This is a genomic window from Mucilaginibacter gossypii (assembly GCF_017569325.2).
Classification (GTDB): domain Bacteria; phylum Bacteroidota; class Bacteroidia; order Sphingobacteriales; family Sphingobacteriaceae; genus Mucilaginibacter; species Mucilaginibacter gossypii.
The window spans coordinates 6,963,991-6,988,067 of record NZ_CP071878.2; the positions used below are offsets into that span (position 1 = coordinate 6,963,991).

The window sequence follows — 24,077 nt, forward strand, 5'->3', positions numbered from 1 at the left end:
ATGGGGGAGCGTAACATATAACGTGTAACATATATCTTATACATAAAATATAAACATTAAAAAATCTGCACATTTGCACATCTGAAATTTGCACATTCGATACATCATATGAACTGGAAATTCTGGAAAAAGAAAGATTCAACTAAAGTAAAAAAGAAAAAAAGTGCGCTTCGTGAATGGGGCGACGCTATCATATTTGCAGTAATAGCCGCTACCCTTATTCGTACGCTGTTTATCGAAGCCTACGTTATCCCCAGCGGCTCAATGGAAAACTCACTTTTAATTGGCGACTACCTGTTTGTAAGCAAGGTTAACTATGGCGCAAGGATGCCTATAACGCCTGTTTCGTTTCCGTTTATGCACCATACTACTCCCTGGGGGACTCAAGCTTACTGGGGCGGAGTAAAATTGCCTTATTATCGCTTGCCGGGTTTAAGTGATATAAAAAAGCAGGATATCGTGGTTTTTAACGCGCCAATAGAGGCCGATTCTCCTTATTTCAGGCCGGTGGATAAGCGCGAAAACATTATCAAACGCTGCCAGGGTACTCCCGGGGATACCTTAAGCGTAGTTAACGCGCAGGTTTATATTAACGGCAAGGCCGCTCCAAATCCGGAAAGGGGAAAGGAAGGTTATTTTGTTGAAACCAATGGGCAGGAATTTAACCCGGCTATTTTGAACGAGCTTAAGATAGATATTAGGGGCAATACCGGCAACCGTTATGAAATGATGATGTCTAAGGAATCGGCAGCTACTTTGAAAACTTATTCAAATGTAAAATCAATTGTGCCGGCTTTAACGCTTAAGGGTACCAGTGACCCGCTGAACCCGGTTTACCCTGCCAAGTACCCGCGTTATAAGATCACACCTAATTTTCCTGACTTTAAATGGAATGTAGATAATTATGGCCCCATCATTATCCCTAAAAAAGGCTGGACAGTTAAATTGGATAGCCTGACTTTCCCGGTTTATGGCCGCGCTATTGAGATTTATGAAAATAATAAAGTAAATGTTGTGGGTAAGGATATCATGATTAACGGAAAAAAAGCCGATACTTATACCTTTAAGCTTAACTACTATTTTATGATGGGGGATAATCGTCACAATTCGGAAGATTCGCGCTTTTGGGGGTTTGTTCCGGAAGATCACGTAGTAGGGAAAGCTTTATTTACCTGGATGAGTATTGACAGTACAGCCAGCTTCTTTAATAAAATAAGGTGGAACCGGTTGTTCAGAGGCATACATTAATTGAAAATATAAAAACACCAAAGTGAACGGAATAGGATTAATAATAGTATTTGTTCTTTTTATAGTACTGCCATTTGCAGGTTTATGGAAACTGTTTGAAAAGGCAGGGCGGCCAGGCTGGGAAGGCATTGTGCCACTATACAACTTTTTCATCATCATTAAGTTAACTGGTAGGCCGGCGTGGTGGTTTATTATGCTGCTAATACCAGGCTTAAACTTTTTGATAGCGCTGGGCTTGATTGTTGATTTTTTAAAATCGTACGGAAAGTTCACTTTTGTTGAACATGTGCAGGGTGTAATCCTTCCGTTTATATATTTCCCTAAATGGGGCGGTGATAAGGATACCAAATATTTAGGCCAGTCGGCGAGCCCCGAGTTCAGGACTAAGTATAAGATTGCCCTAAAGAAAACCCAGGCACGTGAGTGGGCTGATGCCATCATTTTTGCGGTAATCGCTGCAACGCTGATCCGTACATTATTTATTGAAGCTTATGTAATTCCAAGTGCATCGATGGAAAGCTCGTTGCTTATTGGCGATTACCTGTTTGTAAGCAAAGTGAACTATGGAGCACGTTTACCCATGACGCCAGTTGCATTTCCTTTCGCACACCATACCATGCCGCTTATCAATACCAAGGCCTATTGGGATGGTATCGAACTGCCGTACTATCGTCTGCCGGGTTTAAGTGATATTAAAAAAGGTGATGTGGTAGTGTTCAATTATCCTATGGATGCCGATTCGCCTTATTTCAGGCCGGTTGATAAACGCGAAAACTATATCAAACGCTGCCAGGGTACCCCGGGCGATACGCTGAGTGTAGTTAAGGCCCAGGTGTTTATAAATGGGAAAGCTGCTGTTACACCACCAAAAGGCGAGATTACTTATGATGTTAAAACAGATGGGAACGAGCTTAACCCGCAGATAGCTACAGATTTGCATTTGTCGGATATTTCATCGGTAAATAATACTGAGTTTATTACCAATACCACCGAGGAATCGGCAAAGGCACTGAGGGGATATTCAAACATCAAGTCAGTTACACCACGGTTAACTCCGCCGGGGGCGTCTGATCCGATGAACCCGGTTTATCCTGCCATTTTCTCCAACTACAAAATAGGAGCTAACATTCCCGATTATAAATGGAATGTAGACAACTTCGGGCCTGTCATTGTACCTAAAAAGGGTTGGACAGTAAAGCTGGATAGTTTAACCTTCCCGATCTACGGTCGTGCAATTGCCGTATATGAAGGCAACAAGGTTGAAGTGAACGGTAAAGATATCCTGATCAATGGCAAAAAAGCTGATAGCTATACCTTTAAACTCAACTACTATTTTATGATGGGCGATAACCGTCATAACTCAGAAGATTCACGTTTTTGGGGCTTTGTTCCTGAAGATCATATTGTGGGTAAAGCACTGTTCATTTGGATGAGTGTTGACGACAATGCATCGTTCATCCACAAGATCCGCTGGAGCAGACTGTTTAATCTGATCCATTAGCCCCCTAAACCCCTGAAGGGGAACTAAAGTGAAAAGCCTGTTTTGCTAAGCAAAACAGGCTTTTCACTTTAATAAAATCACGGCCGCGGGCTTTCAGTCCGTGGTTTACCATAGTTTCAGTTTTCAGCTGAATTTCCGTAAGCTGGAAGCTTACATTATGCCCACCACGGGTTACGCTGCGCTAAACCCGCGGTAGCGGGCTAATATTGAACCTTTCCGCCAATTTATTCAAATCTTCTACAACGGCATCAACTAATGGTATGCCGTTGGCTATCCTGTCAGCTTCTGCTTCCAGTTCTGGCTCACCTGGAATAATTACTTTTTGATCAGGATCAACTGTAGCTGATGATTTAAAACGCTCTATCCAATTATCTAAATGATTTTTAAACTCATCTATCGGCCGGAAGCCATCCACGCGCATTGCGCCTAAGAAATGCCCTATACCCGCGCCAACGGGATCATTCGGCGGATCAAGAAAAGCCACAAAGGGCGGTACCCAGGGTCCGTAATTGGCGCCTGATAATACTGCTGATAAAATATCAACGGTAGCACTCAAACCAAAACCTTTATGACTGCCATGGTCGCGGTCGCTGCCGAGGGGGAGGAGAGAGCCGCCGGTTTTTAATGCATGAGGATCGGTAGTATAATTGCCTTCTTTATCCTGGATCCAGCCTTCGGGAACCTGCCTGCCTAAGCGCTGGGCTATTTCCAGTTTTCCGTTAGCAGCGGCTGAAGTGGCAATATCAACTATCACCGGCGGATATTTACCAGCCGGAAAAGCGTAACACATAGGGTTGGTACCCAAAAGCCGTTCACTGGAAAACGTAGGCGCAACCAGCGGACTGGCATTGGTCATGGCAAAACCGATCATATCTTTCTCCACAGCCATCAACGTGTGATAACCGGCAATACCAAAATGGTTGGAGTTGCGTACTGATACCCAACCCGAGCCGTATAGCTCAGCTTTTTTAATGGCTACCTCCATGGCAAACGGAGCTACCACTAAACCAAGGCCTGCATCGCCATCTACAGTGGCAGTTGTTGGCGTTTCATGCACTATCCGGATGTTGGGCGTGGGATTAATGCGTTTCTTCTCCCAAAGGCGTACATAACCGCTCAACCGGGCTACGCCATGCGAGTCGATACCACGGAGATCGGATTTAAGCAGCACGTCGGCTGCTAAAACCGCATGTTCATGGCTGCAGCCAATAACTTTGAATATATTTTCGGTAAATGTGCGTAGAGTGGATGGCGATATCAGCATACGGCAAAGATAACCGTTGATTTTTAAAATGATTACGTTGATTTAGCTGATGAGGAACCTTTATACACTTGATCTGGAGTAGCAGCGGGTAGCCCGGACTAATCTCCAATCACCAGCCTCTAATCTCTGTCCTCAAGCCATCGCAAACTCGGGCTTTACTTCGCTCAGGTGTTTGTTATACCAGTTGGTACTGTTATAGCGGGCGTTTATTTCGTAGATTTCGGGTTTTAGTTTCAGCAGGTTAAGGATATCCTGGCATGAAAAACGGTTGCAAACCGGGTATAACTCTTTAAATACGCGCTCGATAAAATAAAAATCTTCGGGGTGGTCGAGTGCAAAACGGTGCGACATGGAATAATCCAGGCCGGTTTCCCAGGTTACGTTGCCGATGTTAAAAATAAGCGGATTTTCATAGATGTAGGGTGAGGTATGCTCCAGATCATGGGGGCGGCCGGCATTTTCCCAGGCTTGTTTGAGGCAGGCCATGGTCATTACCTCTACATCGTTGCCATCGGGATAGGTGGCCGGGTACAGGTTGCTTACATAATCAAACTTTTGCCTGTTGCTGAAAAAGTATTCAAGCACTTTATCAATGATCCGCGGATCGATTAGCGGGCAGTCGGCCGGAATTTTGACAACCACATCGGCATTGAATAGTTTTGCTGCCTGGTAATGCCTGTCAAGCAGGTTGCCAAGGCTGCCCCGGTAACATTGAACGTTAAGATTTTCGGCCTCCTGTGCAATAACATCATCTTCAGCGCCTTCGGAAGTGGCAATAACAATATTGGCCTGGTGCTGGATCATACCTATCCGCTCCACCATGCGTGCTAACAAACTTTTACCCAATATTGGCAGCATTACCTTGCCATATAAACGACTTGATGCCATGCGGGCCGGCACAATGATCACTACACGCTCATCCATCTTTTCCGGAAATTTGAGGTTTATCAAAAAACATTAACCGGGTTAAATGTAGAATGGTAAAGTTTAAATATGGCGAAGTTTATATTATCAAATTGTTAACCTGATGGGCGACTTGCAAAAAATAAAACCCGGCACAACGGCCGGGCCTTACAACACAGGTATAGGTTATTTAATAATAGTAAACGTTTGTTTGAATATCGGCACTTAGTTTTTTATCGTCGGTTGCTGCTTTAATACCCTGCAGCCACACTGTATATACAGAACCCGCCCGAAGGTTAACATTAGTAAGGCTGGCTAATACCGTAGTGGTGCCTTTTTGGCGAATGTAAAGCGTGTAGGTGACATTTCCTTTAATAGTTACAAAATCAGATACTTGTTTGTAAGCTTTGTTTGATGCCAAAACCGAATCTTTTGAAGTAACCAGGTCAACCGTACCGGCATCGGCGCTGAGGTTTGCCAAACGGATACTGGCCATCCCGGCGGCCGGCTGAACGATAGAATCGGCAACAAAAATTACATCGCGTTTACCTGCGGTGTTGGCAAGGTATACCGAGTAAAGTTTTTTAGCTACGAGGGTGATGGTATCGTCTGCAACTTTTTGCTTGGTGTCCGAAACATAAAAGGTTGCTGTTCTTTTACCAGGATAAGCATTAATGTAATCTATACCGTGACCGTAACGAATTGGAAAATTGTTCGCCCTGTTGGGCTCAAGATAAAAATCAACCGGATCAGAATCGGGCGAGGCATTGATGACTGAAACAAGTGCCACCGGCGGCTGAACGTAATTGTTGTGATCTTTTAAACACGAGCTGAGTGTTGCTGCCAGCAAACACACCATCCCGATAATGCCTGCCCGCCTTGTTAATTTTTGCTGAACTGTTTTCATAAAATAAAATATTAGTAGTAAACTGATATTTTAACTTTACGTAATCAGCAGGCATTACGCTACTTTGGATTAAAAATTTTAACCCCGGTGTGATTGGCATAAATACGTTTGACCTTAGGTTTTAGTATAATGTTTTACATAAGAGCTAAAAGCAGAATGCATAAGGCTTAAAGCGTATCAATAATTATTTAACTACTGAATGTTTGTTATGAAAGAGGTTGTTAAGTACAGTTTTATCAATAGGTTTTATTTTTCAAGTTGTTCGTCAATAAGGTGTTGTAATTCATTTTTGAATTTGTCATCAAGCTTGATGTTTTCGGCAACAGGCTGATGAAACATATTTTTGATCATGCGGTTAATAGCGGTACTTTGTTGCTGAAATACCCTGCAAACGTGGCATCCCGCCAGGTGGATCTTTAATTCCAGTTTTTCTCGCAGGGAGATCTTTCCTATTTCCTGCTTTTCAATCAGGTAAGTAGCCTTTTTGCAGTTGTAGGCTATTTTAGTTAATTCGTCCATAATCCATTAGTTTAAATCCAGTTTTTTTGAAGGCACTCTCTTAGGCTTAGCTTGGCGCGGTGAATAATTACCCAAAAGTTGGATGATGATATTCTCAAATCGCCGCAAATGGTGTCGGTGGTTTCATCATCAAGGTGTTTCATAGTAAAAACCGAGAGCCATAATGAGGGCAATTTTCTCATGCATCTTTGCAGTATCAACTCAAATTCTTTGCTTTCGAGGTGATCGGGTTGTTCAATGCCAAACTCCGCTGGCCTGTGATCGGTTTTCCAGTTATGGGCATCTGGTTCAAAAAAATCGTCTGTTTCATATTCGGCAAATGTTACCGCAGGTTCCTTAACAAAAGCGGATGCTTTTTTGCGGTAAATATCAATAATCTTGTTTTTTAGTATGGCGGTAAGCCATGTACGTTCGGTGCTTTTGCCCTCAAATTTTTGCAAGCGCTCGAGAGCGGCCAAAAAAGTTTCCTGTACAAGATCGCGGGCTAATTCTTCGTCGTTAATGCGGGTAAGGGCATACTTGTAAAGATAGTCGGCATGGCGCGTTACCCAGGCACGGGGTTCGGTGCTGTTATCAAGGCTAAGATTGGTGCTGTTTTGGCTTTGCATAAATCAACGTGGTGGTAATGGTTTGTGTAAAAGTTTATAGCCCATATTGTATTAATGTTTTGATTTGTACATTCGTCGGGTAGGAGAAGGAATCCTTACAAGATTTTTTTATTTTTTCTGAAACCAGGGCTTAATGAAATGGGAGTTTTGGAAGAGTCGTTAATATCTAATATTCCGGTTCAAACTAAATGCAGACAAATAAATGACAGAATAATCGGCTATCGACTGTAAGGTTCTTCGTATATCTACGACAAAGGGGTATGAAAAAGATAAATCTGTTTATTATACCATTGATATTATTGGCCTTTAATGCCTGCAGTCAAAGTACTCCGCATGCCGATAAAACCGTTGATACCAAAACATATCCGCAAGCTAAGCCGGCCAGCTACTGGAAACAGATATTAACGCCCGAAGCTTACGAGATACTGGTAAATAGGGGCACGGAACAACCCTATCATAACCCTTATTGGAATAACCACGAAAAAGGGACATATGTAAGTGCAGCTACCGGTAAGCCATTATTTAGTTCGGATTCTAAATTTGAATCGGGCACAGGCTGGCCAAGTTTTTTTAAACCTATCGATCCAAAAGCGATTAAAATTGTTAAAGATACATCGTACGGAATGGTACGTGAAGAGGTTGTTGAAGCCAGCACAGGTTTACATCTTGGCCACGTTTTTAATGATGGTCCGGCACCTACCGGTAAACGTTATTGTATGGATTCATACGCTTTCAAGTTTGTTCCGGCTAAATAATAAACCATTAAATTAAAATGATCATGTTAACAAAAAAATTGAATGTATGCCTCCTTGGCCTGCTCATATTATTTGGCTGCGCCAATGCGCAAACGGAAGGAAGCGGGTTTGCGAGCCTGCCTGCCCCAAAAAACGGTGAAAAGGTTGCTACTTTTGCGGGTGGTTGCTTCTGGAGTCTTTCGGAAGGTTTGTATGAATTGAAGGGCGTTAATAAAGTGGTAGCCGGATATGCCGGCGGTACAACTAAAAATCCATCGTACGAAGATGTTTGCGGTAAAAATACCGGCCATGCAGAATCGGTACAGGTTTACTATGACCCGGCCGAAATAAGTTACGCTGCTTTAGCCGAAGCATTCTTTTATGCGCACGATCCAACCACTGTAGACAGGCAGGGACCGGATGTGGGTGACGACTATCGCTCAGTAGCTTTTTATCGTACACCGGAAGAAAAGAAAACTTTAGAAAATGTAATAGCTAAAGTTAACGCTACACATCATTACAGCAGTCCTATCGTTACACAGGTTGTTCCTTTTAAAGTATTATATCCTGCCGAAAATTATCACCAGGGATATTACCGGCTGCATATGAATAGCCCGTATATCAGCCATGTTTCAGTACCTAAGGTAATGAAACTGCGTAAGGCCATGAATAGCTTGTTGAAACCCGAGTTTCAGCATAAAGATCTGAATTAAGGGTGAATGTTGTATTTGACTGTTCCGTTGTCTCTACACCACGTTATTGCGGGTAACCATCAGGGAAGTCTTTTCATCCGCCCGTTGTTTAAGAATAAAGCATTAGTCACCAGAAAAAAAAGGCGAAAAGTAACAAAACCTTTCGCCTTTTCCCTTTAACCTTTCCCCTATCTATTGATTACAGATCGTTTTTAATTTTTGATTATAATCAGGATTTAGCGGTTCATTGGTTTGAGCCAGGCGCTGCGAGCCTACATTGGCCGGACAGGCAATGCCATTAGGCCCGTCGTAAACCAAACCGGGTTTTGTGCTGAGGAGTTCTTTCGGCACGTAGATCTGTACAGTGGTTTTTGAATAGCTATGCGGATAAAACCGGATGTAATATCCATCAGGGTGTAACGACCATATGCCTGACGGTACCGCCGGATCAGGCGCCGGAGCCAAACCGGCTAACATGGCATACTTTTCCATCTCTTCGTAAGATGAATTACCAGAGGCTGCTAATCGGCGGATATTGTTTTCAGCCTCAAAAACACTTTGAACCGCAGGCGGCAATTGGCTTTTAGCTTTATCCATTACACTGGCGGGCAATACACCCAGCGCACCGCCTTCCAACATTAACAGTTCATTAGCTGATAGTAGCCTGGTCGCGGTAAGCTTAATATCGGAGCCCATATCAACAAACCTGGTGCGTGCAATAATCGACCATAATAATATCTGGATGCTATGCTGGTCAACCTCGGGATGAGTTTCAGCATGTTTTAATATCAGTATCACCACATCGCGCTTTGGCCCAAGCACCGGGGCAAGCATATACCCATCGCCTGTACTGGGGCCACGGGTACCAGCATGCAGACAATAGCTTTTGCTGGTCATTTCATAAAAACCGGCGCAAAGCTTAAAACCGCCCCCGGGTGCTTTGGGCAAAAGGTATAAAGGCTCGGCTACCTGCCCTTCCATAAACGATGGTGGTTTGGAGCCTGCCTTGTTAACGTCATTAAAACTGGTGGTAATGGCCTGCGGCTGTTTCAGCAATTTATTAAGGCTGCCGCCCGATACCATATCGGCTCCTTTATCCAATATGGCTTTGCCAAAACCGCCAAACTGGGCTTGTACAGCAGTGCTGCAAAATAGGCAGATACCCAGACAAATGATAAGATGTTTTTTGAAGTTTTTTAAAGATAATAGGTATATTAGTGTAGGGAGCAGGAGTTTTTTATGTTTCATATAGATATAGTGTTTAAGTTTCAATTGCAAGGAACAAAAAATACTATAAACTGTTTGTTGAATTTATTCACAATTGTTATACAATAGTTAAAATATTTATTAATGGAAGCAATAAGCCCGTTAACTGGCTATTTATTTCAACTCAAGCTCCATTTGGATATTAGCACGTTCGTATGGTGAAGGCCTGCCTGCTACCTTAACAAAGCCCAATTTATGATACAGGCTGATGGCCGGCTTTAAAATGGTGTTACTCTCCAGGTAAAGTTTATGGCTGCCAAGGGCTTTGGCCTTTTCGATAATAGCCTGTCCGAGCAAAAAGCCTATATTTTTTCCCTGCGCCTTTGGCGAAACGGCCATTTTAGCAAGCTCATAGTCATAATCAGGGTCATCCATTTTTAAAAGGGCGCATACACCAACGGGCTCATCATTATAAAGGGCTATCAATATATGGCCTCCGTTGTTGATGATATAGCCGTCGGCATTATCAAGGGCTTTATAATCGGCCTCTTCCATTACAAAGTATTTGGAGATCCATTCTTCATTCAATGCTTTAAAAGCCTGCGCATAGCGCGGTTCATACGGCACTATCTGTACTTTATTGCTCTCCCTTATTTTTTGATGTGCCTGTACCCGGCGCAACAATGATTTTTGTTCCAGCAGGTATTCCCATTCTTCAATAGCCTTCCATAGGTCATGATTCGCCTGGGCTAAAAGTTCTTCAACGGCGTTAGTCACATCTGCATACTGGTCCTGGATTTTTTTTCCAACCTCAATCCCTTTAGCCGACAGGCTTACCATGTTGCGCCTGCCATCAGCCTTATCCTTTTTCTCAATAACAAAACCGTTCTTCACCATTTCGGCAATGATCTTACTTACAGAAGGGTGCGAGTGGCCGATCTCTCTGGCGATAGCAGTGATGGTAAATTCGCCACTATTCTGTAATACATAAAAAACCGGGAACCATTTAGGCTGAAAGTCGATATCATATAACTTGTAAATGCGTGCCGCGTCTTCGCTGATAGCTTCGGTTAGCATCCTTAATCTGCTACCTATGGCCATCTTACCTACTTTATTAAAAAATTCCATATTAATAAGTAATTAATTATGTAACTGATTACACAAATGTATAGTGTTGTTTTAATAAGTGCAATAGTGGGTTACAAAATCAATGTCATCGGCAATTCATAAAACCGGAGCTACTGGCGATTAAAAGAAGTTTTATCTGAACCGTTTCTGAAAGATTGCTTAAATTTTTTTCGAATGTAGAGACGCATAATTGCGTCTCCCGCTTGCAATTTACGGCGATTGGGGCACTTTTAAATCGACTTGTCCTCCGGGAGACGCAATTATGCGCCTCTACATTTTTTGTATTTTAGTAAGTTTAAATATTATACTAATGCTTTACCCATTAATGGATCGCTGAAGCTTGACCTTCCTGTTTCAACTCTGCCGGCAAAACGTTTCGCGAATTTCTCAAACCCGTCGACTTTTGCACTGAAGTCATACCAGTTATGGCTTTTGCTTAAGTTTAGCGCTATGGTTGCGTTGGCTCCTGCTTTTACAGCAACTTTATGGTCACCGGTTTTATAACCGTTATCTGTTACTGCAATGGTTTGGCCTTTATTGGTATGGTTTGTTATTTTCAGCGCGATATTACCTGTCAGCTTACCGGCAAGCTGCTCATATTCGCAAATAATATCAACTAACGGATCGGTTGCGTTACCCCGGTACTCGCGGAAGAAGCCGTTAGGGCCATAGGTGCGCAAATGGTATTCGCTGTTTTCAAACTCATGTAAAGGCCAAACATCCGCCAGGGTATCACCGGCTTTAACGGTATAGGCCCAGGTACGCAGGTCTTCCATTTTCTGCGGATCATTCATCGTAGCATATTTGCCGGGAGCATATACGTTAAATGGCGAGCCCAACGTTTTTGCACCAAAGGCTTTGTTACTCGCAGTAAATTTAATTTCGAATGATTTTTTATCTGCACTCAGTTTGCCATCTGCATAAAGCTGGTAAGGCAATGCGGATGATGGTTTGATCCCTTTTTCCTGTTGCGGCATGTACGGTGACAAGTGCGGATCTTTATTGATCTGCGCAATTTCATCGGGAGTCAGCAGCTTATAGTCCGAAGGGAGTTTTTTGAATTGAGCTTTATGAATACTCTCCAAAAATGCTTCCCTTGCAACAAATTCCGGATTCTCGATCTTCTCGCCATTATATGGACGGAAAACGCTTGAAAGATCACCGCAAACTGTACGGCGCCATTGGCTGATATTAGGTTCGGTTACTTTTTTACCGGTTTTGTGGCTTAAAAAGTTCTCTAAAAATTGCAGGGTTGAAGTATGGTCAAACACTTCCGAATTTACCCAGCCGCCGCGGCTCCATGGTGAAGCAATTACCAACGGCACACGGAAGCCTAAACCGATCGGGCTTTCACGATCAAATACTTCCGGGAAGTTATTGCGCGCTTTTTCCTGTTCTAAAGTAACGAATTCAACGCTTGGGTCGATACCTGCTGATACCTTGCCGGTACCCGGTTTATGCGGATTAGGCGCGGTGAAAGGAGGGACGTGGTCGAAGTAACCATCATTTTCATCATAAGCTAAAATGAAAACAGTCTTTTTCCAAACTTCGGGGTTTTGGGTGAGGATGTCCAGCACTTCAGATACGTACCATGCACCGTACCAGGCCGAACTTGGATGGTCAGAAAAATGCTCGGGCGCCGATAGCCAGCTTACGGTAGGTAATTGACCTCCTTTTACATCGGCACGGAACTGGTGTAATACATCTCCTTTAGGTACTAAAACTTCGCGTTCGGTGCCATCATCATTATATTTCAGCGGACTTAGAGTACGATAGTGCGGATCATTGGTATTGGTTACAAAACCTTTCTGGTGAAGGTTTTTTTCGCGCTGCGACAGGCTTGCAAACTTGTTAGGATCGAGGCTTGCCATGTCCTTTTTCGTATTCTCCAGGTCGCGCTGTTTTTGTTTAAGCTGTTTTTGCAGGTGATCAATATGGGCATCGCCTGCAGGCAAAGCAGCAATCTGTTTTTCAACGGCTGCTATTTCATCAGGCAAAACAGTTGACTTTTTTTGTAGATGGGCTATGTGTTTATCGTAAAGTTTGATGTTGTACTGGCCAAAAAACTCAAGTGGATTATCCTGGAAATTTGATAACCATGGATCTTCTTCGCCCTCTAAACCGGTATCAATAGCAATTTCGTTTTGGTAATGTTTCCATGATATATTATGATCCTCCAAACGCTCAGGGAAGGTAGCCCAGTTGAGGGTGCCATAATCCATATCGTCATTCCAAACGTGTGCAAGTGAATTTTCATGCTGCTCGGCACGGATAGTACCGCTCCAGAAATACAGCCTGTTTGGATTTGTACCTGTCAGGGATGAGCAAAAGTTCTGATCGCAAACGGTAAAGGCATCGGCCAGGGCATAGTAAAATGGGATATCCTCGCGATTGTGGAAACCCATAGTTAATGGCATGTTGGAATATTCCTTAATACCATTACGTTTAACGTTAAGCCATTGGTCAAACTTGCCATCGTTACGGGCATTAACCTGGTTGCTCCATGAATGCGGCAGCGAGCTCATCCAGGTTGCTTTGGTATTCTTGATATCAAGGTGGAAAGGGGCATAAGTTTCGCCTTTTTTGTTCGATTGCAGCCAAACCTTGTTTTTATTCGGCAAATCAATAGCCCGTGGGTCATTATAACCACGTACCCCTTTCAGCATCCCGTAGGTATGATCAAACGAGCGGTTTTCCTGCATCAGGATCACAATGTGCTCAGCATCCAGGTAAGTACTGCCCGGTGCGGGGTTAATGGCCATTGCTTTTTGAATAGATTGGGGTAAAACGCTGGCGAGGCCGGCTGCACTGGTTAATAGGGCTGCTTTTTTAAGAAAATCTCTTCTTGAATCAGACATAGTTTTATTTTTAGTCCATGGTCGATAGTCCATAGACCATGGTTTTTTGTTTTTAGTCTATGGTCGAAAGTTCATAGACCTGGTTATTGTTTTTGTCAATAGTTATAGCCAATAAGCTATGGTTGGCTTATTGAAAAACCAAGATATGTAGTTTTTTCAATCCATGGACTATCGACCATGGACTATGGTCTAAAAAACTAACCGTCCTTCCGGCTGGCAATCTGCTGCTCGCATAGGCCAAATGACAGGGTCATGCCGTTACCGCCGAGGCCATTGATAAGGGTTACCCCAGGCTCAATGTCGATTATAAGTTCGTACGCGCCGTTGGTCATTTTAGGGTAGATGCCGTGCCATGACTGCAGCATTTTCCAGTCTTTAAAATTGGCGAATGTATGTAAGTACTCAATTATCAAATTATTAATAAATTCTTTATCGAAGGGATCATGAACCAAACCATATTCGTGCGAATCGCCGATGGTAAGCTCGCCGCTGCCATTTTGGGATACCATTACGTGGATGCCCCATTTAAGGTGTGTGGCATATTGTTCTTCATAGCGTTTGCGCAAGGCTGGCAATGAAGCTGCGGCCTGGAACCCCGGGTAATGAATCATAGACAAGCCACCACATAACGACGGACCTATGCGCCATTCATCGGGCTGGGTAACTAAACGCATCATTTGCAGTTTGCATTTGGTGATCTGTGTTTGTGCGAATAGTTCCGGATATAAAGTTTCAAAATCGGCGCCGCTGCATACATAGATCTCGTCGGCTTCCCAGCTTTGGTTGCCCGAACTAACTTTGGGATGTTGGATACGGCTGATAGCAGTGTTCCAGTGAAATTCGACACCAAATTTTTCGGCAAGATAAGCTGCCACCTGCCCGATGGCTACCCGCGATTCAACAATCATTTCCTCGCCGCTCCACAGGGCGCCTTTCAAGCCATCGGTATTAATTGCCGGCGATTTTGAAACAGCTTCGCCCGGAGTTAGCACAGCGCAATCACGGTATTGCTTGTTTACATCTACATACTCTTCAATTACCTGCAGTTCATCATCATGATAAGCAAGGTGTAGCGAGCCAACCTCATTATGCCAGATCTTAGCCTCGGTACAAACTGTTTTCCAAATGCTTTTTGATAGCATGGCGCGCTCAAACATTGGTCCGGTAGCCTGTCCTATAGGCCATACCATACCAAAGTTCCGGATGGAAGCACCCACCGCGCGTTCGTTACGTTCAAATACGGTTACCTGATAGCCGCGAACGGCCAAAGCGCGGGCTGTAGCCAAACCTGCAATGCCTGCGCCTATGATTATTGCACTTTTGTTATTGTTCATTGGTTCAATAGTTCATTGGTTCATCGGTTTGAATTGTTCAAACCTCAATTGATTTAATTGGCTGGATTGAAAGTTAGAGTTTGTTGCTCATCAGTTTCATCTGCAATTATCTTTTTTTTATCACGGGCAGCGCTTTGCAAAAAGTAAATGAGCGATAAAATACCGCAAATTCCGCCAACAATGGCTACCGTCATTGCGCCTTCCCGAAAAAAGGCACCCCAGCTTATTGAGGGGCGACCAAGTTCTTTTACCAGCAAAACACTAACACTGCCAAGGTAGCCCATCGAATCGGCAATGTACATGATAAAGCCCACATTGCTTTTATAGTGGAACGATGCTATCATCCGTTCAAAAAATATAGCATTGTAAGGAACGTAGCCCATGTATAAGCCAAGGCCTACCAGGGTCATCCATAAGGTTGGGCTTATCATTTTAAAGGTAAACATGATGGTTGATATACCCACCAGTACACAACCGGCAATGATCATTAAATGAATAATACTAAAGGCACGGATATTTTTCCTGACAAGGATAAGCAAGCTCATGGCTACTAATACCACCAGCGAAATTTTTATATCCGTAGTGGTAAAAATGCTGTTATCCTTAATGCCCAGGCTTGCCCAAATCTCTACCTCGAAATTATCGCGTACGTCGCGCATAATAGTAAGTAGCACATAAACAATCAGGGTGAGGATAATACCCGGTAAAAAACGGATAACGAATTGTTTGCGCTCTGTGGCGTTCATGGGGGTACGTTCGGAGCGTAAACTTATGTCTTCGGCGGTAGGTGCTGGGATAAGCTCCATACAACCTACAAAAAATAACAGCGGCAATGCGAATACAGCACCTGTTAAAAAAGGCATGTAATATTCATTTACATGAAGACTGCTTATAAGTGTACGCCCTATTGTTTTTACAAAGCCCGATGCAAAGATGAGACTGATGGATAATACCGAAGCCATGAACTCAGTTGAGCGGCGGCCTTCCAGGTAACCAAAAACCAGGCCCCAGATAAGGCCCAGTGGGAAACCGTTGATGAAAAGGAACGCAATATTCCACGGGGCCGGTACAAAAGCAAAGGCCAGCAGCGCCGCCCAGGCAATGCCGATAAGGGTTAAAATATATCGTGCACGGGTTTTGCCGTTTACTTCGGCTATAAATTTTATGCCGTAAAACTTGCTGCTCATATAGCCGATAACCTGCGCTATAACCAGCCAAACCTTATAATCAACATGAAAGTACTCGTGACCAGTGAAAGTTGCCGCTGCAAATGCCTTACGGAAAGCATACATGGATGTATACGTTCCAAAAGCCGAAACCGCTGCCAAAACTGAAATCAGTGCATAAGGCCATTGGGCTACTTTTGCACGTAAACTTTCAATCAGCCTCATGTTTTATTGATTTATGATGTCAACTACTTGTGCAATATCGTCAATAATATGGGTAGGATTATAGGTTTCCAGCTCGGCCCGGGTAAAAATGCCGGTGGTTACGCCTATTGAATATTTGCAGCCGGTGTTTTGGCCCTCGCGTACATCAACCTCAGTATCACCTACTTTAGCAACTTCCAAAGCATCTGTTATGTCGGCCTCAAGCATCATTTTTTGGATCATGAAAGGATGCGGGCGGCCAAGTTCTACCTCGTCTGATCCAACAACGTAATCGATCAGCCCTTTCTCGTGCCATTGCAGGCGGTTAACAATGGTATCAGCTATATCGCGCGAGAAGCCGGTATTGATACCAACTTTAATACCCTGCTCATGCAGTTTTGCAAATGTTTCCTCTACGTTTGGCAGGGGTTCAATGCCAGGCTCAAACTGGTAAAAGTTAATCATTTGCTGTACAAATTCTTTATGGATAGTGGTTACGAGCTCATCGGTAATAACTGATTGATCGGCTTCATGTTCAACAAGCATTTTACGAATGGCCAGGGTTTTCTCATAGCCCATCAAAGGGTCTATTTTCTCCAGTTCAACCTCGTAACCAGACTTTTGCATGGCAGCTCTGAAAGCCTTGCTAACTTCATGATCATCTTTAACCGTAGTGCCGGCTATATCAAATACCACTAATTTTATGCTCATAATAACAAATATAATTGTTTAGCAATACTAAACTTTTTTTATTAAAATTAAACTAAATTAGTGTTAAAGTTTGGTTAAGGGGAGGTTTGTGGTTGGTTTTGTTCCCTTAATTTTCAAACGGGAAACGTATGTACGGGGTTTCTAAAAAAAAAATATCGTAAAAACTTGAGCCATACAGACAAGTAAATTGAGCCATGCAAGAAATTCCGTCATGAACAAGATGTCTGATATTTGTTTTAAATTAAATATCAACTATGGAGAACATAACGAAAATAAATTTGGGCAAAAACGGCCCGCTGGTTTCAAAACTGGGCCTGGGTTGTATGCGCATGTCATCAGTTTGGGGCAGCAAGGCCAATGATGAAAATGAAAGTATCGCTACCATACAGGCAGCTTTAGATAGTGGCATCAATTTTTTAAACACCGGCGATTTTTATGGTGCCGGTCATAATGAGTTATTGGTAGGCAAGGCCATCAAAGGCCGCAGGGACAACGCGTTTATCAGCGTTAAATTTGGCGCTATTTTTTATAATGGTCAATGGCTTGGCTTAGACCTTCGCCCTATAGCCATTAAAAACTTCATCAATTATTCGTTAGTGCGATTAGGTATCGACAATATCGACCTGTATCAGCCTTGTCGCCTGGATAACAGCGTACCGGTAGAGGATGTAATAGGTACCGTTGCCGACCTGATTAAGGAAGGAAAAGTACGCCACCTTGGTGTTTCTGAAATTACTGCGGAGCAATTGCGTAAAGCCAACAGCATACACCCGGTAACCGCGTTGGAAATTGGCTACTCATTAGCCGACAGGCAAATTGAAAACGATCTGCTGCCTACTGCTAAAGAACTGGGCATTGGCGTAGTAGCATTTGCCAATACCGCCGAAGGTTTACTTACGGGCGATATGAAAGCGCCGCTTCCGGCGGATAGTTATCATAATCACTTTTCACGTTTTCAGGGAGACAACCTGGTAAAGAACCTTGAAAAAGTTGAAGTATTAAAGCAAATGGCCAGCTACAAAGGCTACACGCCTACCCAACTTGCTATTGCATGGGTAAACGCCCAGGGCGATAACATTATGCCACTGGTGAGCATGAGCCGCAGATCGCGCCTGCCTGAAAATATACAGGCGATGCAAATTGAATTTAGTGCCGATGAAATGAATACACTTAAAACTGCTTTTACCCAGGGGGCAATATTAGGTGGTACATACCTGCAACGATAAATGGACGGGGCTGCATAAGCCCCTCCTATTTTATATATTTACATAGTGACCAATCCAACCGAAATAATTCCAGGCGTAATCTTTTATTCTTTTTTCTCGAGGATGAGAAAGGAAAAGGTAGGTTTTTTTGAGCATAGCACCCTGGTATTACAGGTTTCAGGGCAATTCAGCATCGAAACCGCTAATCAAAAAATTTCGATGAAAGGCGGCGAAATGATGTTGATCCGCAAAAATCAATTGGGCGAACTCGTCAAAATGCCCGTTGATGGCGGTGACTATCAAACCATCATCATTTGCCTGAAAGAAGATATGCTGCGGCAGCTTGCCCTGGAAGAACAGATAGAACCGGGACGGAAATACATTGGTCAACCCAATATCAGGATCCCCGAAAATGAATTTCTTCGGGGCTTTTTTCAATCAGTGATTCCTTATGTGCACCATCCCAACGAAAAAATAACCAAACAACTGGGCATGCTGAAAGTAAGGGAAGCCGTACACTTATTACTACATACTATGCCCGAGCTTAAAGATTTCCTGTTCGATTTTTCTGAGCCGCATAAAATCGACCTGGAAAAATTTATGCTGAGCAATTTTCATTTCAACGTACCTGTCGAGAAATTCGCGCAACTTACCGGCCGAAGCCTTGCGGGGTTTAAACGCGATTTTCAAAAAACTTTTGATACTTCGCCCCGGCATTGGCTGCAAACCAGGCGGCTTGCAGAGGCGCGCCATCTCATCGAAAACAAAAACCGTAAACCATCTGAAATTTACCTCGACTTAGGGTTTGAAAGCCTGGCCCATTTTTCTCATTCGTTTAAAAAAGAATTTGGCAGAGCACCTACAGAGTGGGCGCACTAACCGGATTTTTTTGTTGATAAGGATTGAATTTGTTATAGCCTCTGAAACAAAAGTGGCACCCTCCACTCAATTAACCATTCATTTGATCAACCCAATCAAACTACTTCTTCTCTTCAAAAAAGTATACCACCAGCATACTGGCCGTGGTATCGCCCATGTTTTTTGGGGTATGGGGGATGCGCCCGTCAAAGAGCATGCTATCGCCCTGGTTAAGAGTTACGGTATCGTCATTAAACTGGTAAGCAACCTGCCCGGAGAGGATATACTTATATTCAAACGCTTCGGTTTCAACAAGCGGACGGGTTGCATCGGGCTCAAGCTCCAATATCACAATATCAACAGTACTTTGACTTATCGATTGTGTAAAGATGCGCTGGTAATGAAAGCCATCGGCATATTCTTTTTCAAAATGATCGTATTCGTGTTTGCGCTTTACTAAAACTGGGAGATGATCGCTTTTTGAACGCATATCTTTAAAAAACTCGTTCAGGTCTATCTCCAGTGCTTTAATAATATCTATCAGTACGATAAGCGATGGGATAGTGCGGCTATTTTCAATTTGAGATATCAGGCCTTTGCTTACGTTAGCCCTCATGGCAAGTTCCTGTACGGTTATATTTTTTTCCCGGCGGCGTTCTTTTATGCGGTTACTGATCTGTATCAGTATGTCTTCTTCCATTTAATTAAAGCTGGTTATTTGGTGCGCAAAGTAATTAATCAGGCTATTTATCCAAAATGATTTTTTTGTTACGCTTTGAACAGCATAGTGTAAATGTTAACGGATATCTATGTAATATTGTTGTATTAGTTAAGTTTCAATAAACAGTAAGTGAGCTTTGAAATTGTCTGTCTAAGCGTTCTGTAAGAAATTAATGTTAAATATGGGTTCTGATAATATATTTCATGAATATTTAATAATTACCTAACCTGTATGCTGTTTATTTGCAACTAAAAATTTTAATAACATGGTACCATCTCATTATAATCCGAAAGCCGTAGTTGCTGAAGTGTTTTCTTTATACGAAAAATTTGGCGATGCCGATTATATAGGGGAGCCTGTTTCTCAACTGGAGCATATGTCGCAGGCGGCTTCGCTTGCTGAGGCTGAGGGCTATGACGATGAGGTTGTACTTGCTGCGTTTTTTCATGATATAGGGCATCTTTGTGCTGATGCTGAAGAAGCAGGAAGTATGGATGGCATGGGCAATGTTGACCATGAGCGCCTGGGTGCCGATTACCTGTTGGAGCGTGGGTTTTCTGAAAGGATTGCCAATCTGGTGCAGGGCCATGTAATTGCCAAAAGATATCTTACCTATAAATACCCCGAATATTATAACCGTTTATCGGATGCCAGTAAAGCTACCCTCGAATTTCAGGGAGGCGTGATGACTGAGGCCGAGGCTGCAGAATTTGAATTAAACCAGGATGCTGAACTTATCATCAGACTGCGGTACTGGGATGACATGGCCAAGGAAATGCATGTACCCGTAAATAACCTTGATCATTTAAAAGCTATTGCCCTGGCGCATCTGCAAGTGGTAAATGAATAATATAATATTAAGTTTTTGTGATTAATATATAATCTGCCTGTTACAAAAATCACCTGCTTAACACAGGGTGAACATCAAGTTAAGTATAGCTTAATACTAAATTAGTTTACTAATAATAAACAAAGTTTAGTATTGCTGCATGAAAAATTTGACTGTTTCACCCTTAAACTTTAGCAGATGAACAAGATTTACCAGAGATTAAAAACCGTAATAACGGTTTTGTTATTTTGCGTAGCTCCATCTATTTTATTCGGACAAACCAAAATAAGCGGTACTGTTACCGATGACAAACACTTGCCCCTGCCGGGCGTAAGTGTAAGAATTAAAGAGCAAAATAAAGGCACTGTTACCGATATTGATGGCCGTTATATAATAAACGCCAGCGCAGGTCAAACCCTTGTTTTTTCTTTTATTGGTTATACCTCGCAATCCGTTGTTGTAGGTGATAAACCAATTATAAACGTAAGCCTTACCGGCGATAATAAATCACTTAATGAAGTTGTTGTAACAGCTCTTGGTATCAAAAAAGAAACCAGGCGAGTTGGCTATGCAATTCAAACAGTGCAAGGCGACGCGTTGACCACTGCTCGCGATCCTAATCCTGTTACAGGTTTAATAGGTAAAGTTGCAGGTGTATCGGTAGGCCCATCAGCCGAATTATTGGGTAACCCTAATGTATTGATCAGGGGTAACCAGGTATCTTTATATGTTGTTGATGGTTTCCCTATTAATACAGATACTTATAACATCAGTCCTGATGATATTGAAACATATACAGTATTGAAAGGCCCGGCCGCCGCAGCCCTGTATGGCAGCCGCGCACAGTTTGGTGCTATATTGATCACCACCAAAAATGGTGCTAAAAACAAGAAAGGCTTAACCATTGATATAAACAGCAGCACGGTATTAAACACAGGTTTCCTTGCATTTCCTCGTATACAAAGTTCATTTGGTCCGGGCGAAAATACTTTTTACCAGTTTGTTGATGGTAAAGGCGGTGCACCTGGTGGTGTAGACGGCGACTACGACGTTTGGGGTCCTTACTTTAACGGACAGCTTATTCCCCAGTATGACAGCCCTGTTGTTAACGGCGTTCGCCAGGGAACACCGTGGGTTGCCCGAGGTAAAGACAACCTGAAGCGCTTTTTGCAAGTTGGTAGCCAAACCAACAATAACGTTTCTATTGGCGCTGTTGGCGATAATTATGTAACCCGTTTTTCGGTGTCGCAGCAACATCAAACAAGCTATATTCCTTCACAATATTTGAATATAGCTAACGCTAATCTTTACGCTTCGTTTACTCCAATTCCTAAATTAACTTTTGAAGGTAATATAGATTTCAACAGGCAGTCAACTGATAATTTCCCTGATGTTCAGTATGGCCCTAACAGTATCATCTATAATATTGCTGTTTGGACTGGGGCTGACTGGAATATCGACGCGCCTGATATTAAAGCGATCTGGCAGCCAGGTAAAGTCGGAGTTCAATCGGTATTTGCCGAATATCAACGTTACCATAACCCATACCTGTTAACAAAGGAGTGGACCCGTGGTCATTACAAAAACGACGTTTATGGCTATTTAGGTGCTACTTACAAATTCAATGATAACTTGAATTTGAGGTTACGTTCACAAATTGATACCTATGATCTGTTACGTACAGAAAAACTTCCTTTTAGTGCCCACCCTTACGGACGTGAAGGTAACCAGGGCGACTACCGCGAAGACCGCAGGAACTTATTTGATAACAACACGGAGTTGATCTTGAACTATAACTACACCATCAAGAAATTCTTAAATCTGTCGGGTTTAGTTGGTTCTAACTTACGTGAGATGTCATATAACTCAAGCTGGACATCAACAGATTATTTGAACGTACCTGAGGTTTATGCGTTCAGCAACTCAAAAAACCCTATTCAGGCAACCAGCTTCAACGCATCAGAGAGAGTATTTAGTATTTATGCTTCATTGGATATGTCATTTGGTAAATATGCTACCTTATCTGGTACTTACCGTCGTGACAGGTCAAGCGCTTTCCAAAACGCTACAACTTACACTTATCCAAGTGCTTCTTTGGCTACAGTAATTTCTGATTATGTTAAAATGCCGGAGTTCATTTCATTTTTGAAAGCGCGTGGTTCATATGCTAACGTAAAAGCAGATGCTTCAAGCTCAACTATAGGTCCTGCTCCATTTAGCTCGATCACTGCGTTTGGTGGTAGCACAGGTGCTTCGTTATTTAACAATCCGCTGGGGTATGGTTCAACTTATACTTCGCCATATAACGGACCGGATTATTCTTTAAATACATCCTATTCAACCAGCAAACCATACAATAATACAACTGCTGGTTATGCAACCAATTACTTATACATTAATAATATCAAAACTTCAACCCGTGTTAACTATGAGGAAGGCTTTGACATTAAATTCCTGCAAAACCGTTTAGGTTTAAGCGCTACAGCTTTCCAATACATCGATGGTCCGCGAATTTTAGCTAACCCAATTTCTACCGCTTCAGGTTACAGTATTCTTTATCTAAATGCCCTAAAAACTAAAAGGTCAGGTTATGAAGGAACTATCGAAGGTACTCCTATCAAAAACCTGGGTGGGTTTACCTGGAACGTGTTAGTAAACGTAGCTACAAATAAGGAGGTTTACAAAGAATTGCCTGCTGGTCAGAATACTTACAATACCTTCTTTAAAGTTGGCGACCGTACCGATAAATTATACGGATCGGCATTTGTAAGGACTCCTGATGGCCAGGTCATCAACGATGCTGCCGGCAAGCCTTTAGTTAAACCGGTTGCTCAATACCTGGGTAACGAGAATGCTAAATACACCTGGGCTGTATCTAACAAATTACGGTACAAAAACTTTACCATGGGTTTCCAGTTTGACGGTTCGGTTGGTGGTGTAATTATTGATTACATGCACAACAAAACCATGCGTGGCGGTGCAAACATCGAAACAGCTACCGGCGCCCTTGGCGATGCACGTTACCAGGATTGGAAAAACTTTGGCGTAACTGGTTACAATGGTACTTACGTTGGCCAGGGTGTGGTAGTATCTAACGGTACCGCTATCAACTACGATTCAAAAACAGGTGCAGTGTTAAATTACAACGCTCTGCAATATGCTCCTAACAAGCAAACTGCCTTTGTACAGGATTATGTTAGTAAATATTACGGTGTTGACGAATCAAACCTGATGAGCAAAACCTTTAGCAAATTGCGTGAAGTTAGCTTTGGCTTTGATTTTCCTAAAGCCTGGTTGCAGAAAAGCTTTATACAGAAAATATCTGCATCACTTTATGGCCGTAACTTATTGTACTTCTACGGTGACAAACGCTTTAAAGACGTGGATCTTGACCAATACAACGGTGCCCAGGCGCAAACCGTATTGCAATCACCAACAATTCGTAGCTACGGATTTAACCTGAATTTATCATTCTAATTAA

General features: G+C 42.8%; 20 protein-coding genes. 8 read left to right on the forward strand and 12 right to left on the reverse strand.

Features of this window, described 5'->3' with window-relative positions; genetic code table 11:
- Positions 1–108 precede the first annotated feature (108 nt).
- Both lepB (J3L18_RS29970) and lepB (J3L18_RS29975) read left to right on the forward strand, forming a co-directional pair.
- Positions 109–1,248, forward strand: a complete 1,140-nt coding sequence (gene lepB / locus J3L18_RS29970) for a signal peptidase I (protein ID WP_129570969.1) — start codon at positions 109–111, stop codon at positions 1,246–1,248.
- A gap of 22 nt (positions 1,249–1,270) precedes the next feature.
- On the forward strand, positions 1,271–2,749 hold the full coding sequence (gene lepB, locus J3L18_RS29975) for a signal peptidase I (RefSeq protein ID WP_189549393.1): 1,479 nt from the start codon (positions 1,271–1,273) through the stop codon (positions 2,747–2,749).
- 181 nt (positions 2,750–2,930) lie between these two features.
- On the opposite strand, the gene J3L18_RS29980 is transcribed toward lepB (J3L18_RS29975), so the two are convergent.
- From J3L18_RS29980 to J3L18_RS30000, 5 genes are all read right to left on the reverse strand, one after another.
- Positions 2,931–4,013: an Ldh family oxidoreductase gene (locus J3L18_RS29980; protein ID WP_129569199.1), complete on the reverse strand. Its 1,083-nt coding sequence runs from the start codon at positions 4,011–4,013 to the stop codon at positions 2,931–2,933.
- Between the two features lie 132 nt (positions 4,014–4,145).
- Positions 4,146–4,964 carry a cytidylyltransferase domain-containing protein gene (locus tag J3L18_RS29985; protein WP_223266156.1) on the reverse strand — a complete coding sequence of 273 codons (819 nt, stop codon included), beginning with the start codon at positions 4,962–4,964 and terminating at the stop codon, positions 4,146–4,148.
- Between the two features lie 142 nt (positions 4,965–5,106).
- Complete coding sequence (locus J3L18_RS29990; RefSeq protein ID WP_129569198.1) at positions 5,107–5,823, reverse strand: DUF4397 domain-containing protein; 717 nt, start codon at positions 5,821–5,823, stop codon at positions 5,107–5,109.
- A gap of 246 nt (positions 5,824–6,069) precedes the next feature.
- The gene (locus tag J3L18_RS29995; protein WP_129569197.1) at positions 6,070–6,342 is read right to left on the reverse strand and encodes a hypothetical protein; all 273 of its coding nucleotides are present in this window, start codon (positions 6,340–6,342) and stop codon (positions 6,070–6,072) included.
- Between the two features lie 11 nt (positions 6,343–6,353).
- The gene (locus J3L18_RS30000) at positions 6,354–6,950 is read right to left on the reverse strand and encodes a sigma-70 family RNA polymerase sigma factor (RefSeq protein WP_129569196.1); all 597 of its coding nucleotides are present in this window, start codon (positions 6,948–6,950) and stop codon (positions 6,354–6,356) included.
- Positions 6,951–7,210: 260 nt separating this feature from the next.
- Between J3L18_RS30000 and msrB the strand changes: the two genes are divergently transcribed.
- Positions 7,211–7,705 carry a peptide-methionine (R)-S-oxide reductase MsrB gene (gene msrB / locus J3L18_RS30005; protein WP_129569195.1) on the forward strand — a complete coding sequence of 165 codons (495 nt, stop codon included), beginning with the start codon at positions 7,211–7,213 and terminating at the stop codon, positions 7,703–7,705.
- Between the two features lie 23 nt (positions 7,706–7,728).
- Positions 7,729–8,397, forward strand: coding sequence for a peptide-methionine (S)-S-oxide reductase MsrA (gene msrA / locus J3L18_RS30010; protein ID WP_129569194.1), 669 nt, complete (start codon positions 7,729–7,731; stop codon positions 8,395–8,397).
- Positions 8,398–8,568: 171 nt separating this feature from the next.
- On the opposite strand, the gene J3L18_RS30015 is transcribed toward msrA, so the two are convergent.
- The 6 genes from J3L18_RS30015 to J3L18_RS30040 form a co-directional block, all read right to left on the reverse strand.
- Complete coding sequence (locus J3L18_RS30015; protein WP_091165277.1) at positions 8,569–9,624, reverse strand: hypothetical protein; 1,056 nt, start codon at positions 9,622–9,624, stop codon at positions 8,569–8,571.
- Positions 9,625–9,756: 132 nt separating this feature from the next.
- A complete protein-coding gene (locus J3L18_RS30020; RefSeq protein ID WP_129569193.1) occupies positions 9,757–10,710 on the reverse strand; it encodes a bifunctional helix-turn-helix transcriptional regulator/GNAT family N-acetyltransferase in 954 nt (317 codons plus the stop codon).
- A 302-nt stretch (positions 10,711–11,012) separates the two neighbouring features.
- Positions 11,013–13,568: a phosphocholine-specific phospholipase C gene (locus J3L18_RS30025; protein WP_129569192.1), complete on the reverse strand. Its 2,556-nt coding sequence runs from the start codon at positions 13,566–13,568 to the stop codon at positions 11,013–11,015.
- Between the two features lie 197 nt (positions 13,569–13,765).
- Complete coding sequence (locus J3L18_RS30030; RefSeq protein WP_129569191.1) at positions 13,766–14,902, reverse strand: TIGR03364 family FAD-dependent oxidoreductase; 1,137 nt, start codon at positions 14,900–14,902, stop codon at positions 13,766–13,768.
- A gap of 53 nt (positions 14,903–14,955) precedes the next feature.
- Positions 14,956–16,293, reverse strand: coding sequence for a DUF5690 family protein (locus tag J3L18_RS30035; protein ID WP_189549185.1), 1,338 nt, complete (start codon positions 16,291–16,293; stop codon positions 14,956–14,958).
- Positions 16,294–16,296: 3 nt separating this feature from the next.
- A complete protein-coding gene (locus J3L18_RS30040) occupies positions 16,297–16,983 on the reverse strand; it encodes an HAD hydrolase-like protein (protein ID WP_129569190.1) in 687 nt (228 codons plus the stop codon).
- A 254-nt stretch (positions 16,984–17,237) separates the two neighbouring features.
- Here J3L18_RS30040 and J3L18_RS30045 point away from each other — a divergent pair, with 254 nt between their 5' ends.
- Together J3L18_RS30045 and J3L18_RS30050 are read left to right on the forward strand one after the other, a co-directional pair.
- On the forward strand, positions 17,238–18,209 hold the full coding sequence (locus J3L18_RS30045) for an aldo/keto reductase (RefSeq protein WP_129569189.1): 972 nt from the start codon (positions 17,238–17,240) through the stop codon (positions 18,207–18,209).
- 102 nt (positions 18,210–18,311) lie between these two features.
- Positions 18,312–19,067: a helix-turn-helix domain-containing protein gene (locus J3L18_RS30050; RefSeq protein WP_223266155.1), complete on the forward strand. Its 756-nt coding sequence runs from the start codon at positions 18,312–18,314 to the stop codon at positions 19,065–19,067.
- Positions 19,068–19,167: 100 nt separating this feature from the next.
- Here the strand turns inward: J3L18_RS30050 and J3L18_RS30055 are convergent, their stop codons facing one another.
- Entirely contained in the window at positions 19,168–19,746 is a 579-nt protein-coding gene (locus tag J3L18_RS30055; RefSeq protein WP_129569187.1) for a helix-turn-helix domain-containing protein, read from the reverse strand.
- 286 nt (positions 19,747–20,032) lie between these two features.
- Between J3L18_RS30055 and J3L18_RS30060 the strand changes: the two genes are divergently transcribed.
- Complete coding sequence (locus J3L18_RS30060; RefSeq protein ID WP_129569186.1) at positions 20,033–20,617, forward strand: phosphonate degradation HD-domain oxygenase; 585 nt, start codon at positions 20,033–20,035, stop codon at positions 20,615–20,617.
- 177 nt (positions 20,618–20,794) lie between these two features.
- Positions 20,795–24,073, forward strand: coding sequence for a SusC/RagA family TonB-linked outer membrane protein (locus J3L18_RS30065; protein WP_129569185.1), 3,279 nt, complete (start codon positions 20,795–20,797; stop codon positions 24,071–24,073).
- The last annotated feature ends 4 nt before the right edge of the window (positions 24,074–24,077 follow it).

What these genes read in the sequence shown, in the direction of transcription:
- lepB (WP_129570969.1), top strand. Translation starts at nt 109, where the DNA reads ATGAACTGGAAATTCTGGAAAAAGAAAGATTCAACTAAAGTAAAAAAG.
- J3L18_RS29980 (WP_129569199.1), bottom strand. Translation starts at nt 4,013, where the DNA reads ATGCTGATATCGCCATCCACTCTACGCACATTTACCGAAAATATATTC.
- J3L18_RS29990 (WP_129569198.1), bottom strand. Translation starts at nt 5,823, where the DNA reads ATGAAAACAGTTCAGCAAAAATTAACAAGGCGGGCAGGCATTATCGGG.
- J3L18_RS29995 (WP_129569197.1), bottom strand. Translation starts at nt 6,342, where the DNA reads ATGGACGAATTAACTAAAATAGCCTACAACTGCAAAAAGGCTACTTAC.
- J3L18_RS30000 (WP_129569196.1), bottom strand. Translation starts at nt 6,950, where the DNA reads ATGCAAAGCCAAAACAGCACCAATCTTAGCCTTGATAACAGCACCGAA.
- msrB (WP_129569195.1), top strand. Translation starts at nt 7,211, where the DNA reads ATGAAAAAGATAAATCTGTTTATTATACCATTGATATTATTGGCCTTT.
- msrA (WP_129569194.1), top strand. Translation starts at nt 7,729, where the DNA reads ATGTTAACAAAAAAATTGAATGTATGCCTCCTTGGCCTGCTCATATTA.
- J3L18_RS30015 (WP_091165277.1), bottom strand. Translation starts at nt 9,624, where the DNA reads ATGAAACATAAAAAACTCCTGCTCCCTACACTAATATACCTATTATCT.
- J3L18_RS30020 (WP_129569193.1), bottom strand. Translation starts at nt 10,710, where the DNA reads ATGGAATTTTTTAATAAAGTAGGTAAGATGGCCATAGGTAGCAGATTA.
- J3L18_RS30025 (WP_129569192.1), bottom strand. Translation starts at nt 13,568, where the DNA reads ATGTCTGATTCAAGAAGAGATTTTCTTAAAAAAGCAGCCCTATTAACC.
- J3L18_RS30030 (WP_129569191.1), bottom strand. Translation starts at nt 14,902, where the DNA reads ATGAACAATAACAAAAGTGCAATAATCATAGGCGCAGGCATTGCAGGT.
- J3L18_RS30035 (WP_189549185.1), bottom strand. Translation starts at nt 16,293, where the DNA reads ATGAGGCTGATTGAAAGTTTACGTGCAAAAGTAGCCCAATGGCCTTAT.
- J3L18_RS30040 (WP_129569190.1), bottom strand. Translation starts at nt 16,983, where the DNA reads ATGAGCATAAAATTAGTGGTATTTGATATAGCCGGCACTACGGTTAAA.
- J3L18_RS30045 (WP_129569189.1), top strand. Translation starts at nt 17,238, where the DNA reads ATGGAGAACATAACGAAAATAAATTTGGGCAAAAACGGCCCGCTGGTT.
- J3L18_RS30050 (WP_223266155.1), top strand. Translation starts at nt 18,312, where the DNA reads ATGAGAAAGGAAAAGGTAGGTTTTTTTGAGCATAGCACCCTGGTATTA.
- J3L18_RS30055 (WP_129569187.1), bottom strand. Translation starts at nt 19,746, where the DNA reads ATGGAAGAAGACATACTGATACAGATCAGTAACCGCATAAAAGAACGC.
- J3L18_RS30060 (WP_129569186.1), top strand. Translation starts at nt 20,033, where the DNA reads ATGGTACCATCTCATTATAATCCGAAAGCCGTAGTTGCTGAAGTGTTT.
- J3L18_RS30065 (WP_129569185.1), top strand. Translation starts at nt 20,795, where the DNA reads ATGAACAAGATTTACCAGAGATTAAAAACCGTAATAACGGTTTTGTTA.